24 protein-coding genes and 2 pseudogenes are annotated in these 25,812 nt (G+C 64.3%); 13 read left to right on the plus strand and 13 right to left on the minus strand.

Annotation, left to right across the window (positions count from 1 at the left end):
- The first annotated feature begins 2 nt into the window (after positions 1–2).
- Positions 3–1,514 (plus strand): anthranilate synthase component I, encoded by a 1,512-nt coding sequence (gene trpE / locus KUV26_RS02960; RefSeq protein ID WP_222507248.1) that lies wholly within the window; start codon positions 3–5, stop codon positions 1,512–1,514.
- Between the two features lie 70 nt (positions 1,515–1,584).
- On the opposite strand, the gene KUV26_RS02965 is transcribed toward trpE, so the two are convergent.
- Positions 1,585–3,153 carry a divergent polysaccharide deacteylase family protein gene (locus KUV26_RS02965; protein ID WP_222507249.1) on the minus strand — a complete coding sequence of 523 codons (1,569 nt, stop codon included), beginning with the start codon at positions 3,151–3,153 and terminating at the stop codon, positions 1,585–1,587.
- 187 nt (positions 3,154–3,340) lie between these two features.
- Here KUV26_RS02965 and KUV26_RS02970 point away from each other — a divergent pair, with 187 nt between their 5' ends.
- From KUV26_RS02970 to lexA, 7 genes are all read left to right on the plus strand, one after another.
- Positions 3,341–3,922: an anthranilate synthase component II gene (locus KUV26_RS02970; RefSeq protein WP_222507250.1), complete on the plus strand. Its 582-nt coding sequence runs from the start codon at positions 3,341–3,343 to the stop codon at positions 3,920–3,922.
- Positions 3,919–4,938 (plus strand): anthranilate phosphoribosyltransferase, encoded by a 1,020-nt coding sequence (gene trpD, locus KUV26_RS02975; RefSeq protein ID WP_222507251.1) that lies wholly within the window; start codon positions 3,919–3,921, stop codon positions 4,936–4,938. Before KUV26_RS02970 ends, trpD begins: the two co-directional genes overlap by 4 nt.
- Positions 4,935–5,606, plus strand: a complete 672-nt coding sequence (locus tag KUV26_RS02980; protein WP_222507252.1) for a uracil-DNA glycosylase — start codon at positions 4,935–4,937, stop codon at positions 5,604–5,606. Before trpD ends, KUV26_RS02980 begins: the two co-directional genes overlap by 4 nt.
- Complete coding sequence (gene trpC, locus KUV26_RS02985; RefSeq protein WP_222503179.1) at positions 5,603–6,415, plus strand: indole-3-glycerol phosphate synthase TrpC; 813 nt, start codon at positions 5,603–5,605, stop codon at positions 6,413–6,415. The genes KUV26_RS02980 and trpC overlap by 4 nt, the downstream gene beginning before the upstream one ends.
- An 11-nt stretch (positions 6,416–6,426) precedes the next feature.
- Complete coding sequence (gene moaC, locus KUV26_RS02990) at positions 6,427–6,897, plus strand: cyclic pyranopterin monophosphate synthase MoaC (protein ID WP_222503178.1); 471 nt, start codon at positions 6,427–6,429, stop codon at positions 6,895–6,897.
- Positions 6,898–8,070 carry a gephyrin-like molybdotransferase Glp gene (gene glp / locus KUV26_RS02995; protein WP_222507253.1) on the plus strand — a complete coding sequence of 391 codons (1,173 nt, stop codon included), beginning with the start codon at positions 6,898–6,900 and terminating at the stop codon, positions 8,068–8,070.
- 144 nt (positions 8,071–8,214) lie between these two features.
- The gene (lexA, locus tag KUV26_RS03000; RefSeq protein ID WP_222507254.1) at positions 8,215–8,922 is read left to right on the plus strand and encodes a transcriptional repressor LexA; all 708 of its coding nucleotides are present in this window, start codon (positions 8,215–8,217) and stop codon (positions 8,920–8,922) included.
- Here lexA and KUV26_RS03005 read toward each other — a convergent pair.
- A complete protein-coding gene (locus KUV26_RS03005; RefSeq protein ID WP_222507255.1) occupies positions 8,916–10,979 on the minus strand; it encodes a ComEC/Rec2 family competence protein in 2,064 nt (687 codons plus the stop codon). The genes lexA and KUV26_RS03005 overlap by 7 nt on opposite strands.
- Before the next feature lie 79 nt (positions 10,980–11,058).
- On the opposite strand from KUV26_RS03005, the gene gltX reads away from it, so the two are divergent.
- The 3 genes from gltX to KUV26_RS03020 all read left to right on the plus strand — a co-directional run bounded on the left by gltX (position 11,059) and on the right by KUV26_RS03020 (position 15,096).
- Positions 11,059–12,459: a glutamate--tRNA ligase gene (gene gltX / locus KUV26_RS03010; protein ID WP_222507256.1), complete on the plus strand. Its 1,401-nt coding sequence runs from the start codon at positions 11,059–11,061 to the stop codon at positions 12,457–12,459.
- 127 nt (positions 12,460–12,586) lie between these two features.
- Positions 12,587–13,882, plus strand: coding sequence for a citrate synthase (locus KUV26_RS03015; protein WP_222503173.1), 1,296 nt, complete (start codon positions 12,587–12,589; stop codon positions 13,880–13,882).
- A gap of 311 nt (positions 13,883–14,193) precedes the next feature.
- On the plus strand, positions 14,194–15,096 hold the full coding sequence (locus tag KUV26_RS03020; RefSeq protein ID WP_315900064.1) for a calcium-binding protein: 903 nt from the start codon (positions 14,194–14,196) through the stop codon (positions 15,094–15,096).
- Between the two features lie 57 nt (positions 15,097–15,153).
- On the opposite strand, the pseudogene KUV26_RS23535 reads toward KUV26_RS03020, so the two are convergent.
- Positions 15,154–15,261 (minus strand): annotated as a pseudogene (locus tag KUV26_RS23535) (2-(1,2-epoxy-1,2-dihydrophenyl)acetyl-CoA isomerase); the annotation flags it as partial.
- Positions 15,262–15,297: 36 nt separating this feature from the next.
- Here KUV26_RS23535 and KUV26_RS03025 point away from each other — a divergent pair.
- Together KUV26_RS03025 and KUV26_RS03030 are read left to right on the plus strand one after the other, a co-directional pair.
- A pseudogene (locus KUV26_RS03025) lies at positions 15,298–15,642 on the plus strand (citrate/2-methylcitrate synthase); the annotation flags it as partial.
- Positions 15,643–15,817: 175 nt separating this feature from the next.
- Entirely contained in the window at positions 15,818–16,798 is a 981-nt protein-coding gene (locus KUV26_RS03030; protein WP_222503171.1) for a calcium-binding protein, read from the plus strand.
- A 50-nt stretch (positions 16,799–16,848) separates the two neighbouring features.
- Here KUV26_RS03030 and KUV26_RS03035 read toward each other — a convergent pair whose 3' ends face one another.
- From KUV26_RS03035 to KUV26_RS03080, 10 genes are all read right to left on the minus strand, one after another.
- Positions 16,849–17,628, minus strand: a complete 780-nt coding sequence (locus tag KUV26_RS03035) for an enoyl-CoA hydratase-related protein (RefSeq protein ID WP_222507258.1) — start codon at positions 17,626–17,628, stop codon at positions 16,849–16,851.
- 111 nt (positions 17,629–17,739) lie between these two features.
- Complete coding sequence (locus KUV26_RS03040) at positions 17,740–18,213, minus strand: cytochrome c-type biogenesis protein CcmH (RefSeq protein ID WP_222507515.1); 474 nt, start codon at positions 18,211–18,213, stop codon at positions 17,740–17,742.
- A gap of 5 nt (positions 18,214–18,218) precedes the next feature.
- Positions 18,219–20,183, minus strand: a complete 1,965-nt coding sequence (locus KUV26_RS03045) for a heme lyase CcmF/NrfE family subunit (RefSeq protein WP_222507259.1) — start codon at positions 20,181–20,183, stop codon at positions 18,219–18,221.
- Positions 20,184–20,290: 107 nt separating this feature from the next.
- Entirely contained in the window at positions 20,291–20,866 is a 576-nt protein-coding gene (locus KUV26_RS03050) for a holin family protein (protein ID WP_222507260.1), read from the minus strand.
- Positions 20,857–21,468 (minus strand): holin-associated N-acetylmuramidase, encoded by a 612-nt coding sequence (locus KUV26_RS03055; RefSeq protein ID WP_222507261.1) that lies wholly within the window; start codon positions 21,466–21,468, stop codon positions 20,857–20,859. The genes KUV26_RS03050 and KUV26_RS03055 overlap by 10 nt, the downstream gene beginning before the upstream one ends.
- Positions 21,469–21,665: 197 nt before the next feature.
- Positions 21,666–22,109: a cytochrome c maturation protein CcmE gene (gene ccmE, locus KUV26_RS03060; protein ID WP_222503166.1), complete on the minus strand. Its 444-nt coding sequence runs from the start codon at positions 22,107–22,109 to the stop codon at positions 21,666–21,668.
- Between the two features lie 38 nt (positions 22,110–22,147).
- Positions 22,148–23,176: an N-acetyl-gamma-glutamyl-phosphate reductase gene (gene argC / locus KUV26_RS03065; protein WP_222507262.1), complete on the minus strand. Its 1,029-nt coding sequence runs from the start codon at positions 23,174–23,176 to the stop codon at positions 22,148–22,150.
- 114 nt (positions 23,177–23,290) lie between these two features.
- Positions 23,291–24,100, minus strand: coding sequence for a glutamate racemase (gene murI, locus KUV26_RS03070; RefSeq protein WP_222507263.1), 810 nt, complete (start codon positions 24,098–24,100; stop codon positions 23,291–23,293).
- A 9-nt stretch (positions 24,101–24,109) separates the two neighbouring features.
- Positions 24,110–24,988 (minus strand): lysophospholipid acyltransferase family protein, encoded by an 879-nt coding sequence (locus KUV26_RS03075; RefSeq protein WP_222507264.1) that lies wholly within the window; start codon positions 24,986–24,988, stop codon positions 24,110–24,112.
- A gap of 213 nt (positions 24,989–25,201) precedes the next feature.
- A complete protein-coding gene (locus KUV26_RS03080) occupies positions 25,202–25,741 on the minus strand; it encodes a PRC-barrel domain-containing protein (protein ID WP_222507265.1) in 540 nt (179 codons plus the stop codon).
- Positions 25,742–25,812 lie beyond the last annotated feature (71 nt).

Below are 25,812 nucleotides of genomic sequence, written 5' to 3' on the forward strand. Positions count from 1 at the left end.
TCATGGCCCTGACCCCCGATTTCGACACTTTCGCCAAGGCATATGAGGCCGGCGAGAACCAGGTCGTCTACACCCGCCTTGCCGCTGACCTCGACACGCCGGTGTCGCTGATGCTCAAGCTGACCGGCGCCCAGAAGGACGCCTTCATGCTGGAGTCGGTCACCGGCGGCGAGGTGCGCGGGCGCTACTCGATCATCGGCATGAAACCGGATCTGGTCTGGCGCTGCCACGGCGAGCGGTCCGCGCTGAACCGCTCGGCGCGGTTCGACGCGGATGATTTCACGCCGCAGGACGGCAACCCGATGGACAACCTGCGGGCGCTGATTTCCGAAAGCAAAATCGACCTGCCCGACGATCTGCCCCAGGCCGCGGCCGGGCTATTCGGCTATCTCGGCTATGACATGATCCGCCTGGTGGAGCATCTGCCAGACGTAAACCCTGACCCGCTCGGGCTGCCCGACGCGCTGATGCTGCGCCCCTCCGTCATTGCCGTGCTGGACGGCGTCAAGGGCGAGGTTACCGTGGTGTCGCCGGTCTGGTCCAGCGACGGCCAGACGGCCAAGGCTGCCTATGCCCAGGCCGCCGAACGGGTGATGGATGCTGTGCGCGACCTGGAGCGCGCCATGCCCGCGGAAAGCCGCGATCTGGGCGAGGCGCACGAGGTCGCGCCGCCGGTGTCGAACTTCACCAAAGAGGGCTACATGGCCGCGGTGGAGAAGGCCAAGGAGTACATCCGCGCAGGCGACATCTTCCAGGTGGTGCCGGCACAGCGCTGGACCCAGGAATTCCGCCAGCCGCCGTTTGCGCTCTACCGCTCGCTGCGCCGCACCAACCCGTCGCCGTTCATGTTCTACTTCAACTTCGGCGGCTTCCAGGTGGTGGGCGCGAGCCCTGAAATCCTGGTGCGCGTGTTCGGGCAGGAGGTCACCATCCGCCCGATCGCCGGCACCCGCCCCCGCGGTGCCACACCCGAAGAGGACAAGGCACTGGAGGCCGACCTGCTGGCCGACAAAAAGGAACTGGCAGAGCACCTGATGCTGCTGGACCTTGGCCGCAACGACACCGGTCGGGTGGCCAAGATCGGCACCGTGCGCCCGACCGAGAAATTCATCATCGAGCGCTACAGCCACGTGATGCACATTGTCTCCAACGTCGTGGGCGAACTGGCCGAAGACAAGGACGCTCTTGATGCCTTCTTTGCCGGCATGCCCGCAGGCACTGTCTCCGGAGCGCCGAAGGTGCGCGCGATGGAGATCATTGACGAACTGGAGCCGGAGAAGCGCGGCATCTACGGCGGCGGCGTCGGCTATTTCTCTGCCGGCGGCGACATGGACATGTGCATTGCGCTGCGCACCGCCATCGTCAAGGACCAGAACCTCTACATCCAGGCCGGCGGCGGCGTTGTCTATGACAGCGACCCGGAGGCGGAATACATGGAGACTGTCCACAAATCCAACGCCATCCGCCGCGCTGCCGCGGACGCCGCCCGCTTCACTGGAAACGGCAACAGCTGAAGGTCGGCACGCAAGGCCTTATTTTCAGCATTCTCGCCCAAGTCAGCGGCGCCCGCACAGGGCGCCGTATTCACTTGGCCGGCAGCAGCGACTCGAGGCTGGCCGAAACCGGGGCCAGCGCCACCCGCTCGGCCCTGTCCTGCAGCCCCCACAGGAGCAGCGCCGTAATCGTGTCCGGGCGCAGGCGGCCCAGCATGATCACGGCCCCCTCCTGCCCGGCGCGGAACGCCGCCTGATCCAGGAACCGCCGGATGGCCCGCGGGTCCTGGCCGGCACCGTCGAAATCCCGGAACACCACACCGGCCGGCACGCCGTCACGCAGCGCCAGCTTCTGCACGGTGTTGAGGCCGCTGTCCTGCGTCACCAGGCCGTACCCGGCAGAGGCCGCAACCGCCGCCACCTGGTCCGCCAGCGGCCGGTTGCCCTGAACGCCGGTTTCCACGCCTTCCAGGATCGCAACCGCCTCCGGCAGCTTGCCGCGCCAGACTTCCAGTGCGGTCTCCGCGTCCTGCGGCGATGCCTGCCGCGGGAGGTCAGCCAGCATCAGCACCTCGAAACCGGCCTCCCGGCGCGCAGCCATCTTTGCCGCCGCATCCGGGTCATCCGGGTCAATGGCAAAGCTCAACGGGTAGGGAAATTCAGCCAGCGCCTCGGCCCCGATGGCACCGGCATCATCAATCAGAACGATCGACATCAAGGGGCGGTCTTCCGGGTTGAAAAACGGCTCGGAGTTGGCGGTGAAAGGCGTCATGTCCGGCCGGCTGCCGGAGGCCGGAAAACCTGTTTCCTGCTTGTCGCGCTCGGTGAGCGGCACCACCGGCGTGCCGATTCCGGGCGTCAGGGGGGCTGGATCCGCCGCTTCGGTGCCGCCAGCGGTGTCCCCGGCAGCGGCACCGGTCTCGGCACCGTTGCCCGCAGAACCGGCCGGCACGGCAGGTGCCGCACCGATCACCGGGAGCGTGATTGCCTGCGGCGCGCTGCCGATATCCGGGGCCTGCACCGCGCTGCTGTCCGGCGCGGCAACCGTCTTGGGGGCCTGTTCCGGCTCCGGCGGCTCTGCGGCAGCGATATCCTCTCCCGCGGAGCTGTCATCGGGCTCTAGCGCGGGTTCAGTCGCGGCCACGACGGCATTTTCGTTTCCCGGTGCGGCAGGGGGCGCAGGCTGCACCGCCTGAGGCTGCCGTCCGGCGGAGATCTCCATCGCTTCCGGTGCTGCCGGCGGCGCGAGCGTCCCGGCCTCTTCCGTGGCAGGCAACAGCCCGACCGCCGGCTTTTCCGCCGGGGATGTGTCGGTTTCCGCCAGAGCGCTCAGATCATCGCCTGCGGCCCCGGCACCGGGCGCTTCAGGCTGAACCTCGGCCAGATCCGCATCCCGGACCTGATCATTTTCGGGAACGTCCGTTTCTTTGGCTGCGCCATTGGGCATTTGCGGCGCCTCACCGGGATCATGCGCAACAGGTTCAGGAAGCTCGCCGGCGGCGTCCTGCTCCGGCACTTGCGCGGCGTTTTCCTCCGCAGGTTCCGGCACCAGGTCCGGCTGAGCCGCCTGTTCCGGCAGCGGCACCGACAAAGACAGCATCGCCAGCCCGCCCGCGGCCAGCAATGCCCCGACACTCACGCCGCCCAGAAATCCCCGCATGCCTGTTTTGCCTCTCAATCGTTTTTCCGTGCTGCGCCGTTCCGGCTTGCCCGGCGGAGACTGTCTCCGTTCCGCCTTGCATTCGCCTATCCTGCCCTTGACGCTGCCCCGTATCCCTGAACAAGTATGTTGCAACCACTATACTGCGGTGCGCACCCCGCCCGCCACCCTTAAAAGAGCCCGCAAGATGCTGCTGCTGATCGATAACTACGATTCCTTCACATACAACCTCGTCCATTACCTGGGGGAGCTTGGCGCTGAAATGGAAGTGCACCGCAACGACGCCATCAACGTGCAGGAAGCGATGGCGATGAAGCCTTCCGGCATCCTTCTGTCCCCCGGCCCCTGCGACCCGGATCAGGCCGGCATCTGCCTGGCGCTGACCGAAGCCGCGGCTGAAACCAGGACCCCGTTGATGGGCGTGTGCCTCGGCCACCAGACCATCGGCCAGGCCTTCGGCGGCAAGGTGGTGCGCTGCCACGAGATCGTGCACGGCAAGATGGGCATGATGCACCACAAGGACACCGGTGTTTTCAAAGGCTTGCCGACACCTTTTGAAGCGACCCGATATCATTCCCTGGTGGTTGAGCGCGAGAGCCTGCCGGATTGCCTGGAGATCACCGCCGAGCTGGAAGACGGTACAATCATGGGCCTCCAGCACAGGGAGCTGCCGATTCACGGCGTCCAGTTCCACCCGGAATCAATTGCCTCGGAACACGGCCATGCGCTGCTGAAGAACTTTCTCGACGTGATGCAGGTGCCGGCATGAGCGACCAGCTGAAAGCGCTGATCGGCGCTGCCGCAGAACGTTCGCTGTCCCGTGACGAGGCCGAAACCGCCTTCACCCTGCTGTTCGAGGGCGAGGCCACGCCGAGCCAGATCGGCGGCCTGCTGATGGCGATGCGCACCCGCGGTGAAAGTGTGGATGAATATGCCGCCGCCGCCGCCGTGATGCGCGCCAAATGCAACCCGGTGAAGGCACCCGCGGGCGCCATGGATATCGTCGGCACCGGCGGTGACGGCAAGAACACCCTGAACATCTCCACCGCCACCGCCTTTGTGGTCGCGGGTGCGGATGTGGTGGTGGCCAAACACGGGAACCGCAACCTCAGCTCGAAATCCGGCACCGCTGACCTGCAGTCCCAGATGGGAATCAACGTGATGGTCGGTCCTGGCGTGGTCGAAAGGGCGATCAATGAGGCCGGCATCGGTTTCATGATGGCGCCGATGCACCACCCGGCTGTCGCGCATGTGATGCCGACCCGCCAGGAGCTGGGCACCCGCACCATTTTCAACATCCTCGGCCCTCTCACCAACCCGGCCGGCGTGAAGCGCCAGCTGACCGGCGCCTTCAGCCGCGACCTGATCCGCCCGATGGCCGAGACGCTCAAGACGCTGGGGGCGGAGCGCGCCTGGCTGGTGCATGGCTCCGACGGCACCGATGAGCTGACCATCACCGGCGTCAGCTGGATTTCGGCGCTGGAGGAAGACGGCACCATCCGCGATATTGAATTGCACCCCGAGGACGCCGGCCTGCCGGTGCATTCCTTCGACAAGATCGTCGGCGGCACGCCTGAGGAAAACGCGATGGCCTTCCGCATGCTGCTGCAGGGAGCACCGTCGGCCTACCGTGACGCGGTGCTGCTGAACGCAGCTGCCGCGCTGGTGGTTGCCGGCAAGGCCCCGGACCTCAAGGATGGTGTGGCGCGGGCCGCGGAGTCGATCGACAGCGGTGCGGCCAAAGCCAAGGTTGAGGCACTGGCCCGGATCACCTCAGCCGCATGACCGAGTTGCCCGCAGGGCTGGGCGCCTGGTCCAGCCTGCCGTTTTTCACTGCCCATTGGCCCGACATCTCTGCGGCAATCGCGGAAGATGCGCGTGACATTCTGCCGCCCGCCGATCAGCGGTTTGCGGCGCTGGAACTGACACAGCCGCAGGACACCCGAGTGGTGATCCTGGGCCAGGACCCCTATCCGACCCCGGGACATGCCCACGGGCTTGCCTTCTCCGCGGAGCCTCACGTGCGCCCTTTGCCCCGCTCTTTGTCTAACATTTACAAGGAGCTGTCCGATGATCTTGGTGTCATCCGGCGCGATGCAGACCTGCGCGGCTGGGCGCGCCAGGGCGTGCTCCTGCTGAATACCGCGCTCTCGGTCCCGGCGGGAGAGGCAAACGGCCATAAGTCCTTCGGCTGGCACCATCTGGTGCATCAGGTGCTGGAACTGACGTCCAAAACCCCTACGGCCTACATTCTCTGGGGAAATGCGGCGCAAAAGCTTGAAAAACATATCAAACCGGGCGATCACCTGATCCTGAAAACCGCCCATCCTTCGCCCCTGTCGGCACGGCGCGGCTTCTTCGGGTCCCGGCCCTTTTCAAAAGTGAACAATTGGCTCGCCGCCCGCGGCGAAGATGCCATAGACTGGAACGCAGGAACGGAGGCACAGGCATGACCGAAAACGTGCTCGACAAGATCAAGGCCTACAAGCTTGAGGAAGTGGCCGCCGACAAGGCCGCCAAACCGCTGGAGGCGGTCGAGGCCGAGGCGCGCGAGGCCTCCCCGGTGCGCGGCTTTGCCGACAGCCTCATGAAGGCCAGCCGCGAAGGCTATGGCCTGATCGCGGAAATCAAGAAGGCCAGCCCCTCCAAGGGCCTGATCCGCGCCGATTTCGAGCCGGCGGAACTGGCCAAGGCCTATGAGGAAGGCGGCGCCGCTTGCCTGTCGGTACTTACCGACACCCCCAGCTTCCAGGGTGCCAAGGACTTCCTCACCCAGGCCCGCGATGCCTGTTCCCTGCCGGCGCTCCGCAAGGATTTCATGTATGACACCTATCAGGTGGCCGAAGCCCGCGCCCTGGGGGGCGACTGCATCCTGATCATCCTGGCCTCCGTCTCCGATGCCCAGGCGCAGGAGCTTGAGGAAAGCGCCTTCGAATGGGGCATGGACGTGCTTCTGGAAGTGCATGACGCCGACGAGCTGGAGCGTGCGTGCAACCTGAAGTCGCCGCTGATGGGCATCAACAACCGCAATCTCAAGACATTCGAAACCACGCTCGATACCACCCGTCAGCTGTCCCGCCTGGTGCCCGCAGACCGCACCATCGTCTGCGAAAGCGGACTGTTCACCCCCGGCGACCTCAGCGACATGGCCCGTTACGGCGCCCGCTCCTTCCTGATCGGCGAAAGCCTGATGCGTCAGGACGATGTGGCATCCGCCACCCGCGCACTTCTGGCCAACCCGCTGATGCCGGGAATGATGTAAGGAGGAGCGCCATGAGCCTCACGCATTTCGACACCAAGGGCGATGCCCATATGGTCGACGTCTCGGACAAGGCGGTGACATCGCGCATCGCCACCGCCGAGGGCCACATCGCCATGGCACAGGAAACCTTTGACATCATTGCCGAAGGCCGGGCCAAAAAGGGCGACGTGCTGTCAGTGGCCCGGCTGGCCGGCATCATGGGCGCCAAGAAGACCCCGGAGCTGATCCCGCTTTGCCATCCTCTGCCGGTGACCAAGGTTGCGGTGGAACTGACTCTGGACCCGGACCTGCCAGGCGTGCGCATCAAGGCGACGGTCAAGACCACCGGTCAGACCGGGGTCGAGATGGAGGCACTGACTGCGGTCTCCACCGCTGCACTGACCGTCTATGACATGGCCAAGGCCGTCGACAAGGCGATGCAGATCGGCGGCATCCGCGTAACGCTTAAAGACGGCGGAAAATCAGGCAGGTACGAGGCGTAAATGATCCCCGTCAGCGAAGCCCGCGCGCATTTACTGGATCTGGTTGTCAAGCTGGAAGCCGAAGAAGCCCCGTTGGCAGAGGCCGCGGGCCGGGTGCTAGCCCGGGATATGCAAGCGCGCCGCGACCAGCCGCCGTTCTCCGCCTCCGCGATGGACGGCTATGCGGTCAACGCTGCCGAGGTTGAACTGCACGCCATGTTCAAGGTGATTGGAGAGGCGGCCGCCGGCCACGCCTTCGTTGGCCGCGTCGGCGCTGGCCAGGCGGTGCGGATCTTCACAGGCGCCCCGGTGCCCGAAGGCGCAAGTTTCGTTGTCATCCAAGAAGATGTGACCCGCAGCGGCGATCTCATCACCATCACAGATGAGCCAGGCGGCAACCACAACATCCGCCCCCGCGGCGGCGACTTCACCGATGGCCAGACCGTCAGTGCGCCGCGGCTGCTGGCCCCGGCCGACATTGCGCTGCTGGCGGCTATGAACATCCCGACCGTCCCCGTCATCCGCCGCCCGGACGTCGCATTGATCTCCACCGGCGACGAGCTGGTGATGCCTGGCGGCACGCCCGGTCCGGACCAGATCATCGCCTCCAACACCTTCGGCCTCAAGGCGATGCTCGAAGGGTTCGGCGCCCGCGCCCGTATCCTGCCCATTGCCCGCGATACCGAGGGCTCGCTCCGCACGGCGTTCGAACTGGCAGAGGGCGCCGATCTTGTCGTTACCATCGGCGGCGCGTCTGTCGGCGACCATGATCTGGTCGGCAAGGTGGCGCAGGACCTCGGGTTGGAGCGCAGCTTCTACAAGGTCGCCATGCGCCCCGGCAAGCCGCTGATGGCGGGCCGAATGGGCGCCGCCGCGATGGTCGGCCTGCCTGGAAACCCCGTGTCTGCAATGGTGTGCGGCCATGTCTTTCTGGCGCCGATGATCCGCGCGATGCTGGGCCTTCCGGCGGAAACAGCGCAACTGCGGACAGCCGAATTGGCGGCTGCCCTTCCGGAAAACGGCCCGCGCGAGCACTACATGCGTGCACAGGCCGAAAGCGGCCGGCTGACCGCCTTTGACAATCAGGACAGCTCGCTGCTCACCGTCCTGGCAGAGGCCAACGCGCTGCTGGTCCGCCCGCCCCGGGACCGCGCCCGCGCCGCAGGCGAAAACGTGCAATACCTGCCGATCTGAAACTGCGCTCTTTTTGCACAATCACTCAAGGCCGCGGCGCGCGCCTATGGCAGCTTCCTTGCCTCCGTTCAAATACAGCCATGTTGACACAAAACGTGAACATGCGTAGAACAAAAGAAAACACGAGGCACGGAGGGAGCGGCGATGCTCACTAAGAAGCAACTTCAACTGCTGGAATTCATTCACAAACGCCTGCAGCGCGACGGCGTGCCCCCCAGTTTCGATGAAATGAAGGTTCATCTGGACCTCAGGTCGAAATCGGGCATCCACCGGCTGATCACGGCGCTGGAAGAACGCGGCTTCATCCGCCGCCTGCCGCACCGCGCCCGCGCCATTGAAATCACCCGCCTGCCCGAAAGCCTTGGCGGCACCGGCGAACCGCAGGGCTTCGCACCGAAGGTGATCGAGGGCGGCCAGGCAAGAACCACGGCTCCTGCCCCAGCGGCCGCGGACCCGCTGCGCCAGGCCGCTGTCGAACTGCCAGTGATGGGCCGCATCGCCGCTGGTGTCCCGATCGAAGCGATCAGCCAGGTCTCGCACCAGGTCGCGGTTCCGGGCGGCATGATCGCACCCACCGGCCAGCACTATGCGCTGGAGGTCAAGGGCGACTCGATGATCGAGGCGGGCATCAACGACGGCGACATCGTGGTGATCCGGGAAACCACCGCGGCGGACAACGGCGACATCGTGGTGGCGCTGGTCGAAGGCCAGGAAGCCACCCTGAAGCGCTACTACCGCGAGGGGTCGACGATCGCGCTGGAGGCTGCCAACCCGGCCTATGAAACCCGCCGGTATCCTGAGGACAAGGTCCAGGTTCAGGGCCGCCTGGTCGGTCTGATCCGCACCTACTGACTCTTCCCGCCGTTCAGCAGCAGCCGCAGGCGGCGGATTTCCGACCCTTCGGGCTGCCAGCCCGTCCAGGGGCGGTCGCCGGCTGCCTGCCGCGCTGTCAGCAGCTTGCCGTCCCGGGTCAGGGCGAGGCTTCCGGTCTGCCGCATCACCTCCGGCGTCAGCACCAGGCAGCCGTCTCCGCCGGGCACCGTGGAAATGACGATGTCTCCGCCGCTGCAGCCGTTTACTGCCGAAAGCTTACGTGCTCCCGGCGCATGGATCAGGCGGAAGTGCCCCCCATGCCAGACCGGCAGGGCCCCCCGGACTTCTGTCCAGCGGGAGGCCGCAACCGGCTGGGACGCGGCGTCGCCGTCGTTCTCCAGCCAGATCTCCGCGGTGAACGCCTGCCCCTTGGCGCGCGACAGCGCGCGGCCCCTGTCCTCCATCACTCCGACCAGCCCGCCGGAGTCGGCGATCAGAATGCCCGGACGCTCCGCCACGGCCCAGATCCCCAGCGCCGCTGCGGCAGGCAGCAGTCCCGCCAGCCGCAGCCGCCCGCGCCAGATCACCGCAAAGATCATGCCGCCGGCAAGCAGCGGCAGCACCCACGGGCCCGGCGCCGCCACATGCGACACCGCACCGTCAAAGCCGGAAACACCGCGCGCCACCCACAGGATCCAGTCCATGCCCCATTTCATCACCGACAGCCCGATCCATTCCAGCCCGAACGGCGCAAGGCACAGCGCCAGCACCGCGGCGGGGATCACGACCGATCCCATCACCGGCACCGACAGCAGGTTCGCAAGCAGCCCGTAGTGCGGAATGGTGTTGAAATGCGCCGCCGCAAAGGGGGCCGTGGCGGCCCCGGCCACGGCAGAGGATACCACCAGTGCCGCAACGGGCCGCAGCCAGCGCGGCCCCAGCGGCACCTCTCGGTCCCTGAGCGCGGCAAAAACGGCCACCAGCGCCGCGGTGGCGGCAAAGCTCATCTGGAAACCGGGGCTCAGCAGGCTTTCGGGCCGCCGCAGCAGCACGATCACCGCGGCAACGGCAACCGCGCGCAGAGTGATTGCGCGCCGGTCCAGAAGCACCGCGCCGAACATCACTGCCACCATGATAAATGCCCGTTCCGTCGCCACGCTGCCGCCAGACAGCAGCAGATAACCGGCTCCGGCTGACAGTGCTGCGACGGCGGCCAGCTTCTTGACCGGCCAGTGCAGCGCGATCCAGGGCACCAGGCACATCAGGCTGCGCAGCGCGGCAAAGACGAATCCGGTCAGCAACCCCATGTGCAGGCCGGAAATCGCCAGAAGATGCGCAAGGTTGCTTTGCCGCAGCGCTTCCAAAGTTTCCTGCGAAACGCCGCTGCGGTCGCCGGCAGTGACCGCAGCCGCAAAACCGCCGGTCTCTCCGGGAAGGCGCTGCTGCAGGTAACGGGCCAGCCCGCGGCGCAGCTGCTCGACCGGAACCGCAGCCCCGGGCGCCTCAGCAAGCAGAACGGGAACCCGGGTGTACCCCAGCCCGCCCAGCTGCTTGAACCAGGCGTGGCGGCGGAAGTCGAAGCCGCCGGGTTCGGCGGGCCCCTGCGGCGGCAGCAGATGCGCGGTGGTCATCACCCGCGCGCCGGGCGGCGGAATAACCGCCTGCCCCTTCAATGAAATCCGCACCCGCGCAGGTGTATCTTCCTGGGCCACCCGGCCCAGCCGCACTTGATCGAGGGTCAGCCGCAGCGCATCGGTAGGTGACCGGTCCAGCGCAATCACCCGGCCCTCGACCGGACCGTAAAAGCGGAAGTCCAGGACCGGGGCAGACACCGAATGCGTCCGTGCATAGGACAGGCAAAGGCCCGCAGCCACCAGCGCCGGCGCCCAGCACAAAAACGCCAGCGGCCGCCGCAGCACCGCGCAGGCGCCAGACAGCAGCGACAGGGCCGCCAGTCCGGCAATCACCGCGCCGGACGGTTCCGATTTGAGGCTGAAGTAGCCGCCGATCCCGGCCCCCAGCAACACCGGCACCCAGGGAAACAGGCTGCCGCGCTGTGCGTGCAGAATATCGCTGATCGCAGTCCCAAGGCGCATGCTTGCCCCCCGCCTTCTGGCCCGGTAGACAGGCGGAAACACTACGCCTCACATGGTTTCCAAAAGGTAAATCCTGCACATGACCCAACCGGTTGTCACCCGTTTCGCGCCTTCTCCCACCGGCTATCTGCACATCGGCGGCGCCCGCACCGCGCTGTTCAACTGGCTGTACGCCCGCGGCCGCGGCGGCAAATTCCTGCTGCGGATCGAGGATACCGACCGCGAACGCTCGACCCCGGAGGCCACTGCCGCCATCCTGCAGGGCATGGAATGGCTAGGCCTGGATCATGACGGCGAGGTGATCAGCCAGTTCGAGCGCGCGGACCGCCACGCCGAGGTGGCAAGGCAGTTGCTCGCCGAGGGCAAGGCCTACAAGTGCTTTGCCACCCAGGAGGAAATCGCCGCCTTCCGCGAACAGGCCAAGGCCGAGGGCAAATCCACCCTTTACCGATCCCCCTGGCGCGACGCGGCAGAGGCCAGTCATCCGGACGCGCCTTACGTGATCCGCATCAAGGCGCCGCAGGACGGAGCGACCGTGATCAAGGATGAGGTGCAGGGCGACGTCACCATCCGCAACGATCAGCTGGATGACATGATCCTGCTGCGCTCCGACGGCACCCCGGTCTACATGCTGGCGGTGGTGGTCGACGACCACGACATGGGGGTGACCCATGTGATCCGCGGCGACGACCACCTGAACAACGCTGCCCGTCAGATGATGATCTATCAGGCGATGGGCTGGGAGGTTCCGGTCTGGGCGCATATCCCGCTGATCCATGGCGCCGACGGCAAGAAGCTCAGCAAGCGCCACGGCGCCCTCGGCGCCCAGGAATACCAGGCGATGGGCTACCCGGCTGCGGGCATGCGAAACTATCTGGCGCGCCTCGGCTGGTCACATGGCGATGACGAGTTTTTTACGGACAGCCAGGCCAAAGAGTGGTTTAATCTCGCAGGCATCGGCAAAAGCCCCGCGCGGTTCGACACCAAGAAGCTGGAGAATCTCTGCGGCCAGCACATTGCCGTCAGCGACGATGCCGCGCTGCGGCAGGAAATCTGCGCCTATCTGGCGGCCGCCGGGGAACCGGCCCTGACTGACGCGCAGTCACAGGGGCTGGAGCGTGCGATGTATTGCCTCAAGGATCGGGCGCGCACGTTCCCTGAACTGCTTGAAAAGGCGCATTTTATCCTTGCCTCGCGGCCCCTGGAGCGGGATGCGAAGGCGGAAAAAGCCCTGTCTTCTGTATCCGATGGTATACTGGAGGAATTGACGCCGCAGCTGCAAAATGCTAGCTGGGTCCGTGACGATCTGGAGGCGCTTCTGAACGCATTTGCAGAAGCACATGATACCAAGTTCGGCAAGCTGGCCGGCCCGTTGCGGGCAGTTCTGGCGGGCCGGGCGGTAACGCCTTCGGTGTTCGACATGATGCTGATTCTGGGCCGCGAGGAAACTCTCGCCCGGCTTAAGGACGCAACAGGCTGACTTCGGTCCTCACCCGGGCAGGCCTGTTTTTTAGACGACGACACCTGCGCGGAAACGCGCAGGCGCTGCCCCGCATGAAGACGCCCGGACGGGGCCGCTTTCGTGCCTGCAACAGGAAGGGACATCTATGACCGAGACACAGAAATCTGCCACGCTCACGCTGAATGGCGAAAGTTACGAGCTGCCCATTTTCTCGCCAACGGCCGGGCCCGATGTTGTCGACATCCGCAAGCTCTATGCGCAGGCAGGTGTGTTCACGTACGACCCGGGCTTCACCTCCACCGCCAGCTGCGACAGCACCATAACCTACATCGATGGCGACAAGGGCGAGCTGCTGCACCGCGGCTACCCGATCGACCAGCTGGCCTCCAAGTCGCATTACCTCGAGGTCTGCTACCTGCTCCTGTACGGTGAGCTGCCGACCGCTGCTCAGCTCGAGGATTTCGAGACCCGTGTGACCCGTCACACCATGGTGCATGAGCAGATGCACAACTTCTTCCGCGGCTTCCGCCGCGACGCGCACCCGATGGCAACCCTGGTGGGTGTTGTTGGCGCGATGTCCGCCTTCTATCACGACTCGCTGGACGTCTCCGACCCCTGGCAGCGCGAGGTGGCCGCCGTGCGCCTGATCGCCAAACTGCCGACCATCGCCGCGATGGCCTACAAGTACTCGGTCGGCCAGCCGTTCGTGTATCCGCGCAACGATCTGGATTACGCCGCGAACTTCCTGCACATGTGCTTCTCGGTTCCGGCCGAGGAATACCACGTGAACCCGATCCTCAGCCGGGCGATGGACCGCATCCTGACCCTGCACGCGGATCACGAGCAGAACGCCTCAACCTCCACCGTGCGTCTGGCGTCCTCCTCCGGGGCGAACCCCTTTGCCTGCATCGCGGCCGGCATCGCGTGCCTCTGGGGTCCGGCCCACGGCGGCGCCAACCAGGCCTGCCTGGAAATGCTCAAGGAAATCGGCACCGTCGACCGCATTCCGGAATACATCGCCCGCGCCAAGGACAAGAACGACCCGTTCCGCCTGATGGGCTTCGGCCACCGCGTCTACAAGAACACCGACCCGCGCGCCAAGGTGCTGAAACAGTCCGCGGATGAGGTTCTGGAACTGCTGGGCGTCGAAGACAACCCGCTGCTGCAGGTCGCCAAGGAGCTGGAACAGACCGCACTGAACGATCCCTACTTTATCGAGAAGAAGCTGTTCCCGAACGTCGACTTCTACTCTGGCATCATTCTGGAGGCGATGGGCTTCCCGACCTCGATGTTCACCCCAATCTTCGCGCTATCGCGCACCGTCGGCTGGATCTCGCAGTGGAAAGAGATGATTGCCGATCCGCAAAACAAGATCGGCCGCCCGCGCCAGCTGTACCTGGGCGAGACCAAGCGCGACTACGTCGACATCGAACAGCGCTAAGTCCTGATCAGGACCATAGAAACGCCTCGCAACTGCGGGGCGTTTTCTTTTTCGATTGATTCAGAAGAACTCTGTCTGCGGCGGGAACTGATTAGGACCTTTCGGCATTGCCTTTTCCGCTTCAGAAACAAACTGCGCGCGTTTCACCGGACTGTCGCGAAACACACCTTTTTCAACTGTTTCAGATACAGTTTTACCCGTTGTTCCGGTCCCGGCTTTCAGCAACTTTATTAAAAGGTATGTAATGATGGGGTAACGCTATGCTCTGGCTCATAGCATTGGGATCAGCTCTGGCTGTTGGCGCTTTGATCGTGGATTCCGACGATGACGACGCCTTGGAGGCTGACACTACGGACAGCACAGAAAACACCGAAGGCGGCGGAAGCGAAGGAACCGGCGTCGGCGGCATCTTCTACGGGGACGGTGAGGATGACATTGTCAACGGTAACGAAGGCAATGACACAAGCTATGGCGGGTTCGGAAACGATCTGTTGAACGGCTTGGCCGGTGCTGACGGTCTTGACGGTGAGGATGGCGACGATACTCTCTCGGGTGGTGCAGGAAATGACGTCCTTCAGGGCGGTTTCGGCAATGACTTGCTCAGCGGCGGCATTGGAAATGACTTCCTTCAGGCTGAATCCAACGACGACACCCTCAGCGGCGGCGGCGGTGACGACGGGCTGCACGGCGGCAACGGAGCCGACACACTGAACGGTGGCAGTGGTAACGACCTGCTAAACGGAGCATCCGTTGATATTCCGGACCAGTTGCTTGAAGAGTGGCTGGCGGACTTTGAGAGCAGCAAGGAGCCGAACAGCATCGGCGGTAACAGCGACGCAATTGTAGACGATTATATCGGTGACAACTTGGATGGCGGTGCCGGCAACGATACGCTGATCGGCAGCGCGTTTGACACGCTCACGGGAGGCGAAGGGGCTGACGAGTTTGTAGCCGGTGCCTGGTCCACCAGTGGATTTGCCGCAGTCGTAACTGACTTTGACACCAGCGAAGACATGATTGTCTACCGGTACGACGAGGCGGGAGCGGATCCGGAGTTGACTTCAGAAACCATAAGCAATGCCGATGGGACCATCGATGTGCGCATCCTGGCGGACGGGCTTGCTGTCCTGCACCTCCAGGATGTCGGCACCGATTTCGATTTAGCAACGCATGTCAGTCTAGTGGCGTCACCTGTGGCGGCACTGCCCGAATAGAAGTTTTCTGCCACTCCGGGACCAGAGCGGCGGAACCACTTCAAACCGGCTTGCTAGGCGCCCCTCGAAATTCGCGGGGCGCTTTTCCATGAAGGCTTTCACCCTTTTCAGGAAATCTCGGGTCTTGCCGCATTCCCCCTGCAGATGCGCTTCCTCCGACAGCTGCCCTGCCGGGCTTCATCCACCGCGTCTAAAAGAGGCGCCAAGGTGCTGAAACAGTCCGCGGATGAGGCTCTGGAACTGCTCGGTGTCGAAGACAACCCGCTGCTGCAGATCGCCAAGGAGCTGGAGCAGGCCGCGCTGAACGATCCCTATTTCATCGGGAAGAAGCTGTTCCCGAACGCCGGCTTTTACTCCAGAATCATCCTGGAGGCGATGGGCTTCCCGACCTCGATGTTCACCCCGATCTTCGCGCTGTCGCGCACCGTCGGCTGGATCTCGCAGTGGAAAGAGATGATCGCCGATCCGCAGAACAAGATCGGCCGCCCGCGCCAGCTGTACCTGGGTGAGACCCTGCGCGACTACGTCGACATCGAACGGCGCTGAGCGCCGGTTCAAAGCATCCAGACGCCCCGCATTCTGCGGGGTGTTTTCGTTTGTGCCCCCCTGCACGCGGCTATCCCGAACTCTGCGGGGTAACCCGCGCAAATGGTGGCACTCCCGGACAATAGCCAGATTCCAGCCGGACTGTTTCTTTAGAAAATTCAATATTTAGGAGTATTTGACTAAACTCACACAACCCCATACTGAACTGGAGAGTTTACTCGATTTGGCAGACCGCACCGCGCGTGTATTAGCAGAATGCCGTCTGCCTGGCAGCTATGGGATTGATGACATGGAATTTTTGATCTTGCTCGGCATCGGCCTCACCATCGGCGGCGTGGCGATTGCGCTGGATGACGACGATGATGAGGCTGTCGACACCACTGGCGACACAATCACCGGAACCGAAGAACCGGACGTTCTGACCGGAACCGAGCTCGACGATACTATATCTGGTGAGGCTGGCGACGACGCAATAGCAGGTGCGGAAGGCGACGACTGGCTGCGCGGTGGCGGCGATCAGGACCTGCTTTCCGGCGGTGCGGGAAATGACTCCCTCGCTGGCAGCCTTGGTTCCGATTGGCTCCAGGGCGGGGAAGGCCAAGACACCCTTCTTGGCGGTTACGGAAACGATGCACTGAACGGCGGTGAAGGCGCTGACCTCATGGAGGGGGGCGAAGGCAGTGATGTGTTGTCGGGAGGATTGAGTTCCGAAGTAGATGACGATGAGCTTGAAGATGCATTGGACGATTATCTGTTCCGATCGAATTCGCGACTCAACCTAAGGTTTGACGAAATCGAAGACGATAATGCGGCCGACACGCTTTATGGCGGTGCAGGCCACGACACCCTCGTTGCCGGTGCAGGCGATGTTCTCTCTGGTGGCGGCGGGAGCAACGACTTTGTAACGGGATACTGGAGTGAGGCCGGTAATCCTGCGTCTGTGACCGACTTCAATTTGGACGAGGACCAGCTAGTCTATTACTATGATTTCGGCGAGACAGCTCCTGAATTGACGCTTGAGAGCGAAGATAACGAGACAGGCGGGCAGGATGCCATTCTATATGCCGATGGCGTTGCTGTTATGCGTGTGGCAGACGCCGGCGGCGAACTAACCCTGGCCACTCATGTCACGATGGTTGAATCTTACTTAGGTTAAAATTAGTGAAGCAGCCCAGCCCGACGAACAGGGTGAGCTGCTTAGCTGCCTCAGCGCCCCTCGAACTTCGCGGGGCGCTTTTCCATGAAGGCCGTCACGCCTTCCAGGAAATCCCGGGTCTTGCCGCACTGCCCCTGCAGATGCGCTTCCTCGGACAGCTGCTCTGCCAGGCTGCGGCCGAAGCTGTCCCGCAGCGCCGATTTTGTTGCGGCAAAGGCCTTGCTGGGGCCTTGGGCCAAAAACGCTGCCCGATCGCGCCAGTGGGCCTCGAAACCGGCATCCGGCACCGCTTCCCAGATCATCCCCCAGTCGCTGGCCTGCTGCGCGCTGATGCGGTCGGCAAACAGCGCCGCGCCCATGGCCTTGGCCAGTCCGATCTGACGCGGCAGGAACCAGGTGCCGCCGGCATCGGGGATCAGGCCGATCCTGGTGAAGGCTTGCATGAAGAATGCGCTGTCGCAGGCAATCACCACATCCGCCGCCAGCGCCAGGTTGGCGCCCGCCCCGGCCGCGGCGCCGTTGACCGCGGCCACCACCGGCACCGGACAGTCATAGATCGCCTGCAGCATCGGCAGGTATTCGTCGCGCAGCGTGCGCTCCAGGTCCAGCTTGCCGCCGGTGCTGCCCGCATCGCTCAGGTCCTGGCCGGAGCAGAAGGCGTCGCCAGCGCCCGTCAGCACTACCGCGCGTGCCTCGCCTGCGGCCAGCCGCATGGCATGGGTGATCTCCGACCGCATCCGGCTGGTCAGCGCGTTTTTGCGCGCCTCCCGGTTCAGCGTGATCACCGCGAGCCCGTCCTGCAGCGAAAACAGGATTTCTTTGTATTCCATCGGAGTGCCCTACCTAATTGAAGCCAAGGCCTGCGGGAACGGTTTTGCCGCCGCGGCCGGTTGGCGGGAATGGTGGCGCAAAGCGGGCGGGCCGGAAAGGCAGACCCGGCGTCAATCCTCCAGGATTTTCCGCAGCCGTTCTTGCTCCTCTGGGCTCAGGCTCTGCTCCGCCGCCTTGGGCGCACGGGCCCTTCCGCGGACATAGAAGACGCCGACACCCAGCGCCGCCAGCAGCATCAGCGGCCCGGCGGCCCACAACATCCAGTTGGCGCCGCTGGCAGTGGGGCGCAGCAGCACATATTCGCCGTAGCGGTCGACGATGAAATCCATCGCTTCGCGGTCGCTGTCGCCGGCCACCAGCCGCTCGCGCACCAGCACCCGCAGGTCGCGGGCCAGTTCGGCGTTGGATTCGTCAATGCTCTCATTGCGGCAGACCAGGCAGCGCAGGTCCTTGGACAGCTCGCGCGCGCGTGCCTCCAGCGCCGGATCCTCAAGCACCTCGTCCGGCTCCACCGCCAGCACAGGCGCCGGGACGAACACCGAAACGGCCATCAGCGCCGCAACGGCAAGGATCAGAAGACGCATCTGTTTCATTCCGCTGGCACTCCCGCCGATGGTGTCTTGCGCGCCCCTGCCGCCACCCGGAACCGGCGGTCGCTGAGGCTCAGGAGCCCGCCGATCGACATCAGGATGCAGCCGGCCCAGATCCAGTTGGCAAAGGGCTTGATATAGGTCCGCATGGTCCAGCTGCCGTCCGCCTGCTGATCGCCCAGCACCACGTAGAGATCGCGTGTCACACGGTAGTCGATCGCGGCCTCGGTTGTGGGCATCTTGGCCACCGGATAGTCGCGTTTCTCCGGGAACAACACCGCCTCGGGGCGGCCGTTGCGGGTAACTTCGACGCGGCCCTTTGTGGTGAAGTAATTCGGTCCCTGCTCGCGGCTGACGTCCTGCAGCACCAGGGTGAAGGCGCCCACCTCAAACGGCTTGCCGATGCGGGCAACCCGGATGTCCTCCTGCTCCCAGGCGGTCAGCCCCGCGATGGCAAAGATGGTGATGCCCAGCCCGCCATGGGCCACGGCCTTGCCCCAGTCCGCCCGCGGCAGCCGCAGCATCCGCTGCAAACGGTCCGATTTGCCGCTGCGCAGCCACAGGTCCGCCAGCGCGCCGAACACCATCCAGGAGCCGAGGAACAGCCCCACCGGCCCCAGCGCCGACTTGCCGGTCTGCATCGCCCAGGCCAGAACGCCCAGCGATACCGCCAGCAGGAACACATAGCGCAGCTGCCAGGCCACCCGGCGGATGCGTCCGCGCTTCCAGGGCAGGATCGCCCCGATCGGCATGATCAGCCCCAGCACCACCATGAACGGCGTGAAAGCGGAGTTGAAGAACGGCGGGCCGACGCTCAGCTTGCGGTCAAAGACCATCTCCGCGACGATCGGCCAGACGGTGCCGAAGAACACCACAAAGCAGCTCACGGCCAGCAAGATATTGTTGGCCACCAGCGCGGTTTCGCGGCTGACCATGCCGAACAGCCCTTTGGCCTCCATCGCCTGAGCGCGGGCCGCAAACAATGTCAGCGCGCCGCCGGTGAAGAAGGCCAGGATGAACAGGATGAAGACGCCGCGTTCCGGGTCGTTGGCAAAGGCGTGCACGCTGGTGATGATGCCGGAGCGCACAATGAAGGTGCCGATCAGCGAGAAGCCGAAGGCGAGGATCGCCAGCAGAATGGTCCAGCTTTTTAAGCTTTCGCGCTTCTCCACCACGATGGCGGAATGCAGCAGCGCCGCGGCCAGCAGCCAAGGCATGAAGGACGCGTTTTCCACCGGGTCCCAGAACCAGAAGCCGCCCCAGCCCAGCTCGTAATAGGCCCACCAGGACCCCAGTGCGATGCCGATGGTCAGGAAGATCCAGGCCGCCAGTGTCCAGGGCCGCACCCAGCGGCCCCAGGCGGCATCGACGCGGCCTTCAATCAGGGCGGCAACGGCAAAGGAGAACGCCATCGAAAGCCCCACATAGCCGAGGTAGAGGAACGGCGGGTGGAAGGCGAGGCCCGGGTCCTGCAGCAGCGGGTTGAGGTCCTGCCCGTCAAACGGCGGCACCGTCAGCCGCAGGAAGGGGTTGGAGGTGAACAGGATGAAGGCAAAGAAGGCCACGCCGATGGCCGCCTGCACCGACAGCACGCGGGCCTTGAGAGTCGGCGGCAGCCCGCCGCCAAAGACCGAGGCCATGGCCCCGAACAGGCTGACGATCAGCACCCACAACAGCATCGAGCCCTCATGGTTGCCCCAGGTGCCGGAGATTTTATACAGCATCGGCTTGGCCGAGTGGCTGTTCAGCGTCACCAGCTTCAGCGAGAAATCGGAGGTGATGAAGCCCCACATCAGCGCGCCGAAGGCAAAGGCGGTGAACAGGAACTGCGCCTGCGCCGCCGGTTCCGCCACGGCCATCCAGCCGGGCCAGCGCTTTTGGGCGCCGATCAGGGGAATTACGGCCTGCACAATGGCGATCATGAAGGCAAGAATTAGGGCGAAATGTCCGAGTTCTGTGATCATGTGCCGGTATGTCCATGCGCTGTAGAGGTGGGTTTTCCTATACGCCTGTCTGCCGGGAGGGCCAATGGCAAACGCCGTGCCATGCCGCCGCAGAAGACAAATTGTGATCAGCCGCGGCGGGTTTTCCAGGCCTCCAGCGCCGGATTGGCCTCGGTTTCGGTGGCATCCAGCCGGGCGGCTGCATAGGTGCCTGTGCCTGCAGCGGCAGGCGTGTCCGCCCGCAAGCGTTCCAGCGCCGCGATGTTCCGTGCCACGTGCGGCACCTGCGCCATGCTGGCGGCCAGCCCTTGCTGGAACTCCTGGCTTTTCATCTGGTGACGTGCTCCGAAATAGAAGGAGACAATGACGCCCAGAAGCCACCACAGCGGCTCCGGCACCAGCGCGAGGCCCTGCATCCGGGCGGCGAACCAGACCGGATCGCTGAGCGCAGAGATCAGCAGCGCCACGGTTCCCAGCGCCAGCATGGGCCGCGGCAGCCGGTTCACCCCGTCCATGAACCGGTCAAACCGGCTCTTACCGCCGTGCCGGAATTCTGCCGCCATCTGGCGCAGCGCCTCGGCCTGCATGTCATGCGCCCGCTGCGCGCCGGCTTCGGCGTTTTCCCGGAAAACCTCAACGGTTTCCCGCAAGGCATTGCGCTGCCCGCCAAAAACGAGGCTAAGGAATTCAGTAATCAGCCCCATGCCGCAGTCCTCCTCTGAAACGCCTGGCGGCTCAGATGGTAGCGGGCAGAGATGAATTCCTCGGCCCGTTTGATCCAGCCGCCCTTGGTGCCGTCGCGGGCGCGGGCGAACTTGCGGCTGGCGGCGCGGCGGTCGGCAAGGCGGAAGTAATAGTTCCGGCGGGCAATGCCATAGGCGTCGCGCAGGGCGTCCGCGTCCACCGATGCCGCCTGTTCTGCCGCTGATGCGGTCTGCGGGCCGATGGCGCCATCTACGGAAACTTCAAACCCCATTTCGTTCAGCAGCAGCTGCAGAATGCGCACCGCATTGCTGCCAGCATTCACATACATGTCGAACACCGATGGCTGCAGACAGGACGGCAGGCTGCCAATGCGGGGGGCTTCGTAGTAATGGCGGATGAAAATCTCCACCGCCTGCGCCCGGCTCAGCGCCTTGACGTCTTGCGCGTTCACATTTCCGTCGCCGGTCAGATCAAGCCCCAGCCTTCGCATTGTGCCAATGGTCACCCCGTGTTTGGTGGCGCCCCCCGGGTCATCCGGGTCATTCACAAAGCCGCCTTCGCGCGCCACGATCTGTTCTGCAATCTCGTTTACAATCTGCATGTCACCTCACCACTTCCGGTTCGGAACATGCTGCCGCAAAGGTGCTAACATCCGCTGAGACCGCCGTACGCTGCTTGCGCAACACCCCTGGGAGACGCCGCTGCGCCGCGCACTGCGCGGCGCCCGGCCCAACGCAAAACGCCTCCCCGAGGGGAGGCGTCTTTTGGGGCGGGAGGGCTCCAATCAAAGTGCTGGGCTCAGGAGCCGGGCTCCTGATAGACCCCCTGCTCCTTCAACGCGTCCATGACTTCCTTGGGCATGTAGGTCTCATCATGTTTGGCCAGGATTTCAGTGGCTTCGAAGACACCGTTCACGTAACGCCCGGTGCCAACCATGCCCTGGTTCTCCTCGAACAGGTCGGGCAGAACGCCGGTGTAGGCGACCTGCACAGTGGCGCCGCCGTCCGTCACCGCAAAGCGCACGGTTTCGCCCTGGCCGCGCTGCAGCGAGCCCTCGGCCACCAGCCCGCCGATCCGGAAAACTTCCGAAGGCTTCGGCGGCTCTTCCATCACCTGGCTGGGCGAGCGGAAATAGTTGATACCGTCGCGCATGGCATAGCCGATCAGGACGGTTGCCACGATCAGGGCCACCGCGGCGACCGCGATGACCTGTATACGGCGCTGTTTCTTCAGGTTCTTCATGGGGTCCTCAATTCAGGCCCAAGCCAGCGCCGCCCCGGTCAGGGGAACAGCGGCGCCATCATCAGCCCTTCGGTCTCGTTCTCACCTAACATCAGGTTTGCGTTCTGCAAGGCCTGGCCGCTGCTTCCTTTTGTCAGGTTATCCAGTGCCGCAAAGACAATCGCGCGGCCTTCGATCCGGTCCTGCGCAACACCGATATGACAGAAGTTGGAGCCGCGCACATGGTGGGTGCTGGGCGCCTCGCCAAAGGGCAGCAGCTCGATGAAGGGCTCACCGGCATATGCCTTGCCAAATGTGTCATGAATCGCCTTTGCGTCGCCCTTCACATAAACGGTCGCCAGGATACCCCGGTTCACGGGCAGCAGATGCGGGGTGAACTGCACCTTCACCGGCCGGCCAGCGATCCTGCTGAATTCCTGGTCGAATTCGCCCAGGTGCCGGTGGGTGCCGCCGATGGCATAGGCGTTGTAGCCTTCGCTCAGTTCCGCATGCAGCAGGTTTTCCTTGAGCGACCGGCCGGCGCCGGAGACGGCGCATTTCAGGTCCAGGATGATGTTATCCAGATCTATGACGCCCGCCGCGATCAGCGGCCGCAGAGCGAACTGGCCGGTGGCCGCGTTGCACCCCGTTCCAGCAACCAGACGGGCGGTTTTGATCTCTTCCCGGTAAAACTCGGTGAGGCCGTAAACCGCCTCTTCCTGCTGCTCCAGCGCGGCGTGGGCGTTGCCGTACCATTTCTTGTATTCCGCAGGGTCGCGCAGCCGGAAATCCGCCGACAAATCGACGATCTTCAGGTCCTTGGGCAGCGCCGCGATCACTTCCTGGCTTGTCTTGTGCGGCAGTGCGCAGAAGCAGAGGTCGATACCCGCAAAGTCGATCTCGTCGATCTTGCACAGCACCGGCAGCTCCATGTGGCGCAGGTGCGGGAACACCTCGGCCATGGTCATGCCTGCCTTGCGGTCGGCGGAAAGGGCCGCGATGTCGATGTTCGGGTGCTGGGCAATCAGCCGCACCAGTTCGGCGCCGGTGTAGCCGGAAGCTCCAAGGATAGCCACTTTATGGGTCATGTGAGACCTCGTCTTTCGATGTGATATGCCGGTTCCGCAGCCATCTGCGGAGAGAAATAGGGAAAACTGCGCCCGCGCACTTTGACCTAGAACAAGGTTCCGGGGCGATCGCGCTCAGGCCGCCTGAAAGGTGATTTCCCGTCGGAGAAACTGGGTCGCGCGGTCGCTGACGCGGCCCGGGTTGCCGGTGGTAAAGAACCCGCCGGCGCCGTTTCCGTACATTCCGGGATGGCGCTGCAGGTAGTCCGCCAGACTGTCAGCCACCAGCCGCCCCTGGCTGAACACCTTGACCTCCGGGCCCAAGGCGTCCTGGAAGGTCTGCTCCATCAGCGGGTAATGGGTGCAGCCGAGGATCGCGGCCTCCGGGTGCGGCATCTTGCGCTTCAGCGCGTCGACGTGGGAGCGCACCAGCGCCTCGGCCAGGATCATGTCGCCCTCCTCGATCGCGTCCACGACGCCGCCGCAGGCCTGCGCCTCGACATCGACGCCGATGGCGCGGAAGGCCAGTTCCCGCTGGAAGGCACGGCTGGCGACCGTGGCGGGGGTGGCAAAAAGCGCGACGTGCTGCACGGCGACTTCCCGCGGCGGCGAATTGTCGCCCCACTGCCGTTCGGTCAGCGCTTCGATCAGCGGCACGAAAACGCCCAGCACCCGCTTGCCCTGGGGCAATCCGCCCTCCTGCATCCGGCGCAGCGCGGCGGCCGAGGCGGTGTTGCAGGCAAGGATCACCAGGTCGCAGCCCTTGTCCCACATATCGGCGACGGCCGCCTTGGTCAGCTGATAGACATCTTCGGCATCGCGCACGCCGTAGGGCGCGCGCGCGTTGTCGCCGTAATAGAGGAAATCCACTTCCGGCAGGCGCTGCTGCGCCGCGTTCAGGACGGTCAGCCCGCCCAGGCCTGAATCAAAGATGCCAACAGCCATTAAGCTCTCTCACGCGCGGTGTTTCTCTTCGAACTCAAACCCGTAACCGTAGGATTTGAGCGGTACTGGAGAAAGCTCATACGTCGCTTTGCGCAAGAAATCCATAAGTGCTTTTGTATCACCCGCCAGCGGGTCAAGAACGCCGCGGCCGATTGGCTCGCCGATCACCACCTTTACCGGCGTGTCGATCCGTTTGCGAAATTCCTTGATCAGAAGCCCCATCCGCAGCGTGACGTGCAGGTGGCTGGCGATCTGGAACAGGCGGGAGGTGTGGCCGTCAAAGAACACCGGCACCACCACGGCGTCGGATTTGGCGATCATCCGCGCGGTAAAGCCGCGCCAGCCCGGATCCATCGGGCGGGCAAAGGGGCTGGCGGCGGTGGATACGGTGCCGCCGGGGAAGATGCCGATGGCCCCGCCCTGCCCCAGATAGCTGAGCGCCTCCTTGCGGGTGTTCAGATTGGTGCGCACGGCTTCCTTGGTGCCGTCAAAGGAGATCGGCAGGATAACCTGGTTCAGATCCTCAGCCTTGCGGAACACCTGATGCGCCAGGATGCGGAAATCGCCGCGCGCCTCGGACAGGATATGCCCCATCATCAGCCCGTCGAGGATGCCATAGGGGTGGTTGGCGATCAGGATCACCGGCGTGTCCCGCGGAATGTTGCTGAGCGCGCCGCCGATCACGTCAAGCGTCAGGCCATAGCGCTCCGCCATCACCGACCAGAAGCTGCGGCCGGCGGCCACCTCCTGCTCATAGCCGACGGCGCGGCGGATCAGTTTCAGCCGTCCGGTGGTGTTTTCCATCAGCCTGATCACCGCCCGGCCGGAACGGGTGGAGGCTGAATGCGCATAGGAGATATCGCGGGCTATGTGGCGCTGCGCGTGCATCTGGGGGAGGCTCCGTCTGAAATACACACCGGCGGTATCAGGCCGGAAGCGCATAGTGCAACACGCCTGTGACAGCAGCATGACGGAACAGGCTGCGCCGTTCACCGGACCGGGCAGGACGCCGCCGGCGCTGCGGGTCGGCAAGATGCAGGCAGCGCCCGGACCACCCGGGCGCTGCCGCAACAGGTCTGCGGGCCGGTTGCAGGGGCCGCGTTATTCCTCAGGCTCGGTGGCCGGCGGCAGTCCGTCTTCCAGATTCTGCATGGAGGTTTCGGTTTGGAACTCGATCTTCTGATCGCGCGCAGATTTGAATTCCGGCGAGGCCTCAAGCTCTTCGCGGGTGGCGTTCAGAATCAGAAGCATGCTGCCGTCGTCCCGGCTGCCGAGCTTGATCTTTTTCAGTTCAATGGCGACCTCTTTCTCGCCGATCCCCAGGAAGCCGCCAACGCCGACAACCACGCCTTCCACCGTGCCGTCAAAGTTGATGATCATATCATTGATGTCGCCGGCCACTTCGCCTTCGTGGGAGAACACGGTCCGCCCGATCAGATCCTTGGCGAGGATTGTATTCTCGCTCTGCAGGATGATCTGCCCTTCGATGGGGGCAATTGTCGGCTCCACGGCACCGGTTTCCAGGCCGGCCTGACCGGAAGTCTCCGGTTCTTCGGCCGGCTCTGCGGTCTGTGACAATGCAATTGCAGGGGCGCTTGTGAGGACGGACACAAGCGCAATCTGTTTGATGAGAGTACGCATAAGTTGTCTCCTTTTGAGTTCGCCGCCTTGCACGGGGGTGACTAAGCCGGCAAGGAATAAACGCAGGAGCA

Origin of the sequence: Leisingera daeponensis (assembly GCF_019801465.1) — a bacterium.
GTDB classification, from domain to species: Bacteria; Pseudomonadota; Alphaproteobacteria; order Rhodobacterales; family Rhodobacteraceae; genus Leisingera; species Leisingera daeponensis_A.

What these genes read in the sequence shown, in the direction of transcription:
- trpE (WP_222507248.1), top strand. Translation starts at nt 3, where the DNA reads ATGGCCCTGACCCCCGATTTCGACACTTTCGCCAAGGCATATGAGGCC.
- KUV26_RS02965 (WP_222507249.1), bottom strand. Translation starts at nt 3,153, where the DNA reads ATGCGGGGATTTCTGGGCGGCGTGAGTGTCGGGGCATTGCTGGCCGCG.
- KUV26_RS02970 (WP_222507250.1), top strand. Translation starts at nt 3,341, where the DNA reads ATGCTGCTGCTGATCGATAACTACGATTCCTTCACATACAACCTCGTC.
- trpD (WP_222507251.1), top strand. Translation starts at nt 3,919, where the DNA reads ATGAGCGACCAGCTGAAAGCGCTGATCGGCGCTGCCGCAGAACGTTCG.
- KUV26_RS02980 (WP_222507252.1), top strand. Translation starts at nt 4,935, where the DNA reads ATGACCGAGTTGCCCGCAGGGCTGGGCGCCTGGTCCAGCCTGCCGTTT.
- trpC (WP_222503179.1), top strand. Translation starts at nt 5,603, where the DNA reads ATGACCGAAAACGTGCTCGACAAGATCAAGGCCTACAAGCTTGAGGAA.
- moaC (WP_222503178.1), top strand. Translation starts at nt 6,427, where the DNA reads ATGAGCCTCACGCATTTCGACACCAAGGGCGATGCCCATATGGTCGAC.
- glp (WP_222507253.1), top strand. Translation starts at nt 6,898, where the DNA reads ATGATCCCCGTCAGCGAAGCCCGCGCGCATTTACTGGATCTGGTTGTC.
- lexA (WP_222507254.1), top strand. Translation starts at nt 8,215, where the DNA reads ATGCTCACTAAGAAGCAACTTCAACTGCTGGAATTCATTCACAAACGC.
- KUV26_RS03005 (WP_222507255.1), bottom strand. Translation starts at nt 10,979, where the DNA reads ATGCGCCTTGGGACTGCGATCAGCGATATTCTGCACGCACAGCGCGGC.
- gltX (WP_222507256.1), top strand. Translation starts at nt 11,059, where the DNA reads ATGACCCAACCGGTTGTCACCCGTTTCGCGCCTTCTCCCACCGGCTAT.
- KUV26_RS03015 (WP_222503173.1), top strand. Translation starts at nt 12,587, where the DNA reads ATGACCGAGACACAGAAATCTGCCACGCTCACGCTGAATGGCGAAAGT.
- KUV26_RS03035 (WP_222507258.1), bottom strand. Translation starts at nt 17,628, where the DNA reads ATGGAATACAAAGAAATCCTGTTTTCGCTGCAGGACGGGCTCGCGGTG.
- KUV26_RS03040 (WP_222507515.1), bottom strand. Translation starts at nt 18,213, where the DNA reads ATGCGTCTTCTGATCCTTGCCGTTGCGGCGCTGATGGCCGTTTCGGTG.
- KUV26_RS03045 (WP_222507259.1), bottom strand. Translation starts at nt 20,183, where the DNA reads ATGATCACAGAACTCGGACATTTCGCCCTAATTCTTGCCTTCATGATC.
- KUV26_RS03050 (WP_222507260.1), bottom strand. Translation starts at nt 20,866, where the DNA reads ATGGGGCTGATTACTGAATTCCTTAGCCTCGTTTTTGGCGGGCAGCGC.
- KUV26_RS03055 (WP_222507261.1), bottom strand. Translation starts at nt 21,468, where the DNA reads ATGCAGATTGTAAACGAGATTGCAGAACAGATCGTGGCGCGCGAAGGC.
- ccmE (WP_222503166.1), bottom strand. Translation starts at nt 22,109, where the DNA reads ATGAAGAACCTGAAGAAACAGCGCCGTATACAGGTCATCGCGGTCGCC.
- argC (WP_222507262.1), bottom strand. Translation starts at nt 23,176, where the DNA reads ATGACCCATAAAGTGGCTATCCTTGGAGCTTCCGGCTACACCGGCGCC.
- murI (WP_222507263.1), bottom strand. Translation starts at nt 24,100, where the DNA reads ATGGCTGTTGGCATCTTTGATTCAGGCCTGGGCGGGCTGACCGTCCTG.
- KUV26_RS03075 (WP_222507264.1), bottom strand. Translation starts at nt 24,988, where the DNA reads ATGCACGCGCAGCGCCACATAGCCCGCGATATCTCCTATGCGCATTCA.
- KUV26_RS03080 (WP_222507265.1), bottom strand. Translation starts at nt 25,741, where the DNA reads ATGCGTACTCTCATCAAACAGATTGCGCTTGTGTCCGTCCTCACAAGC.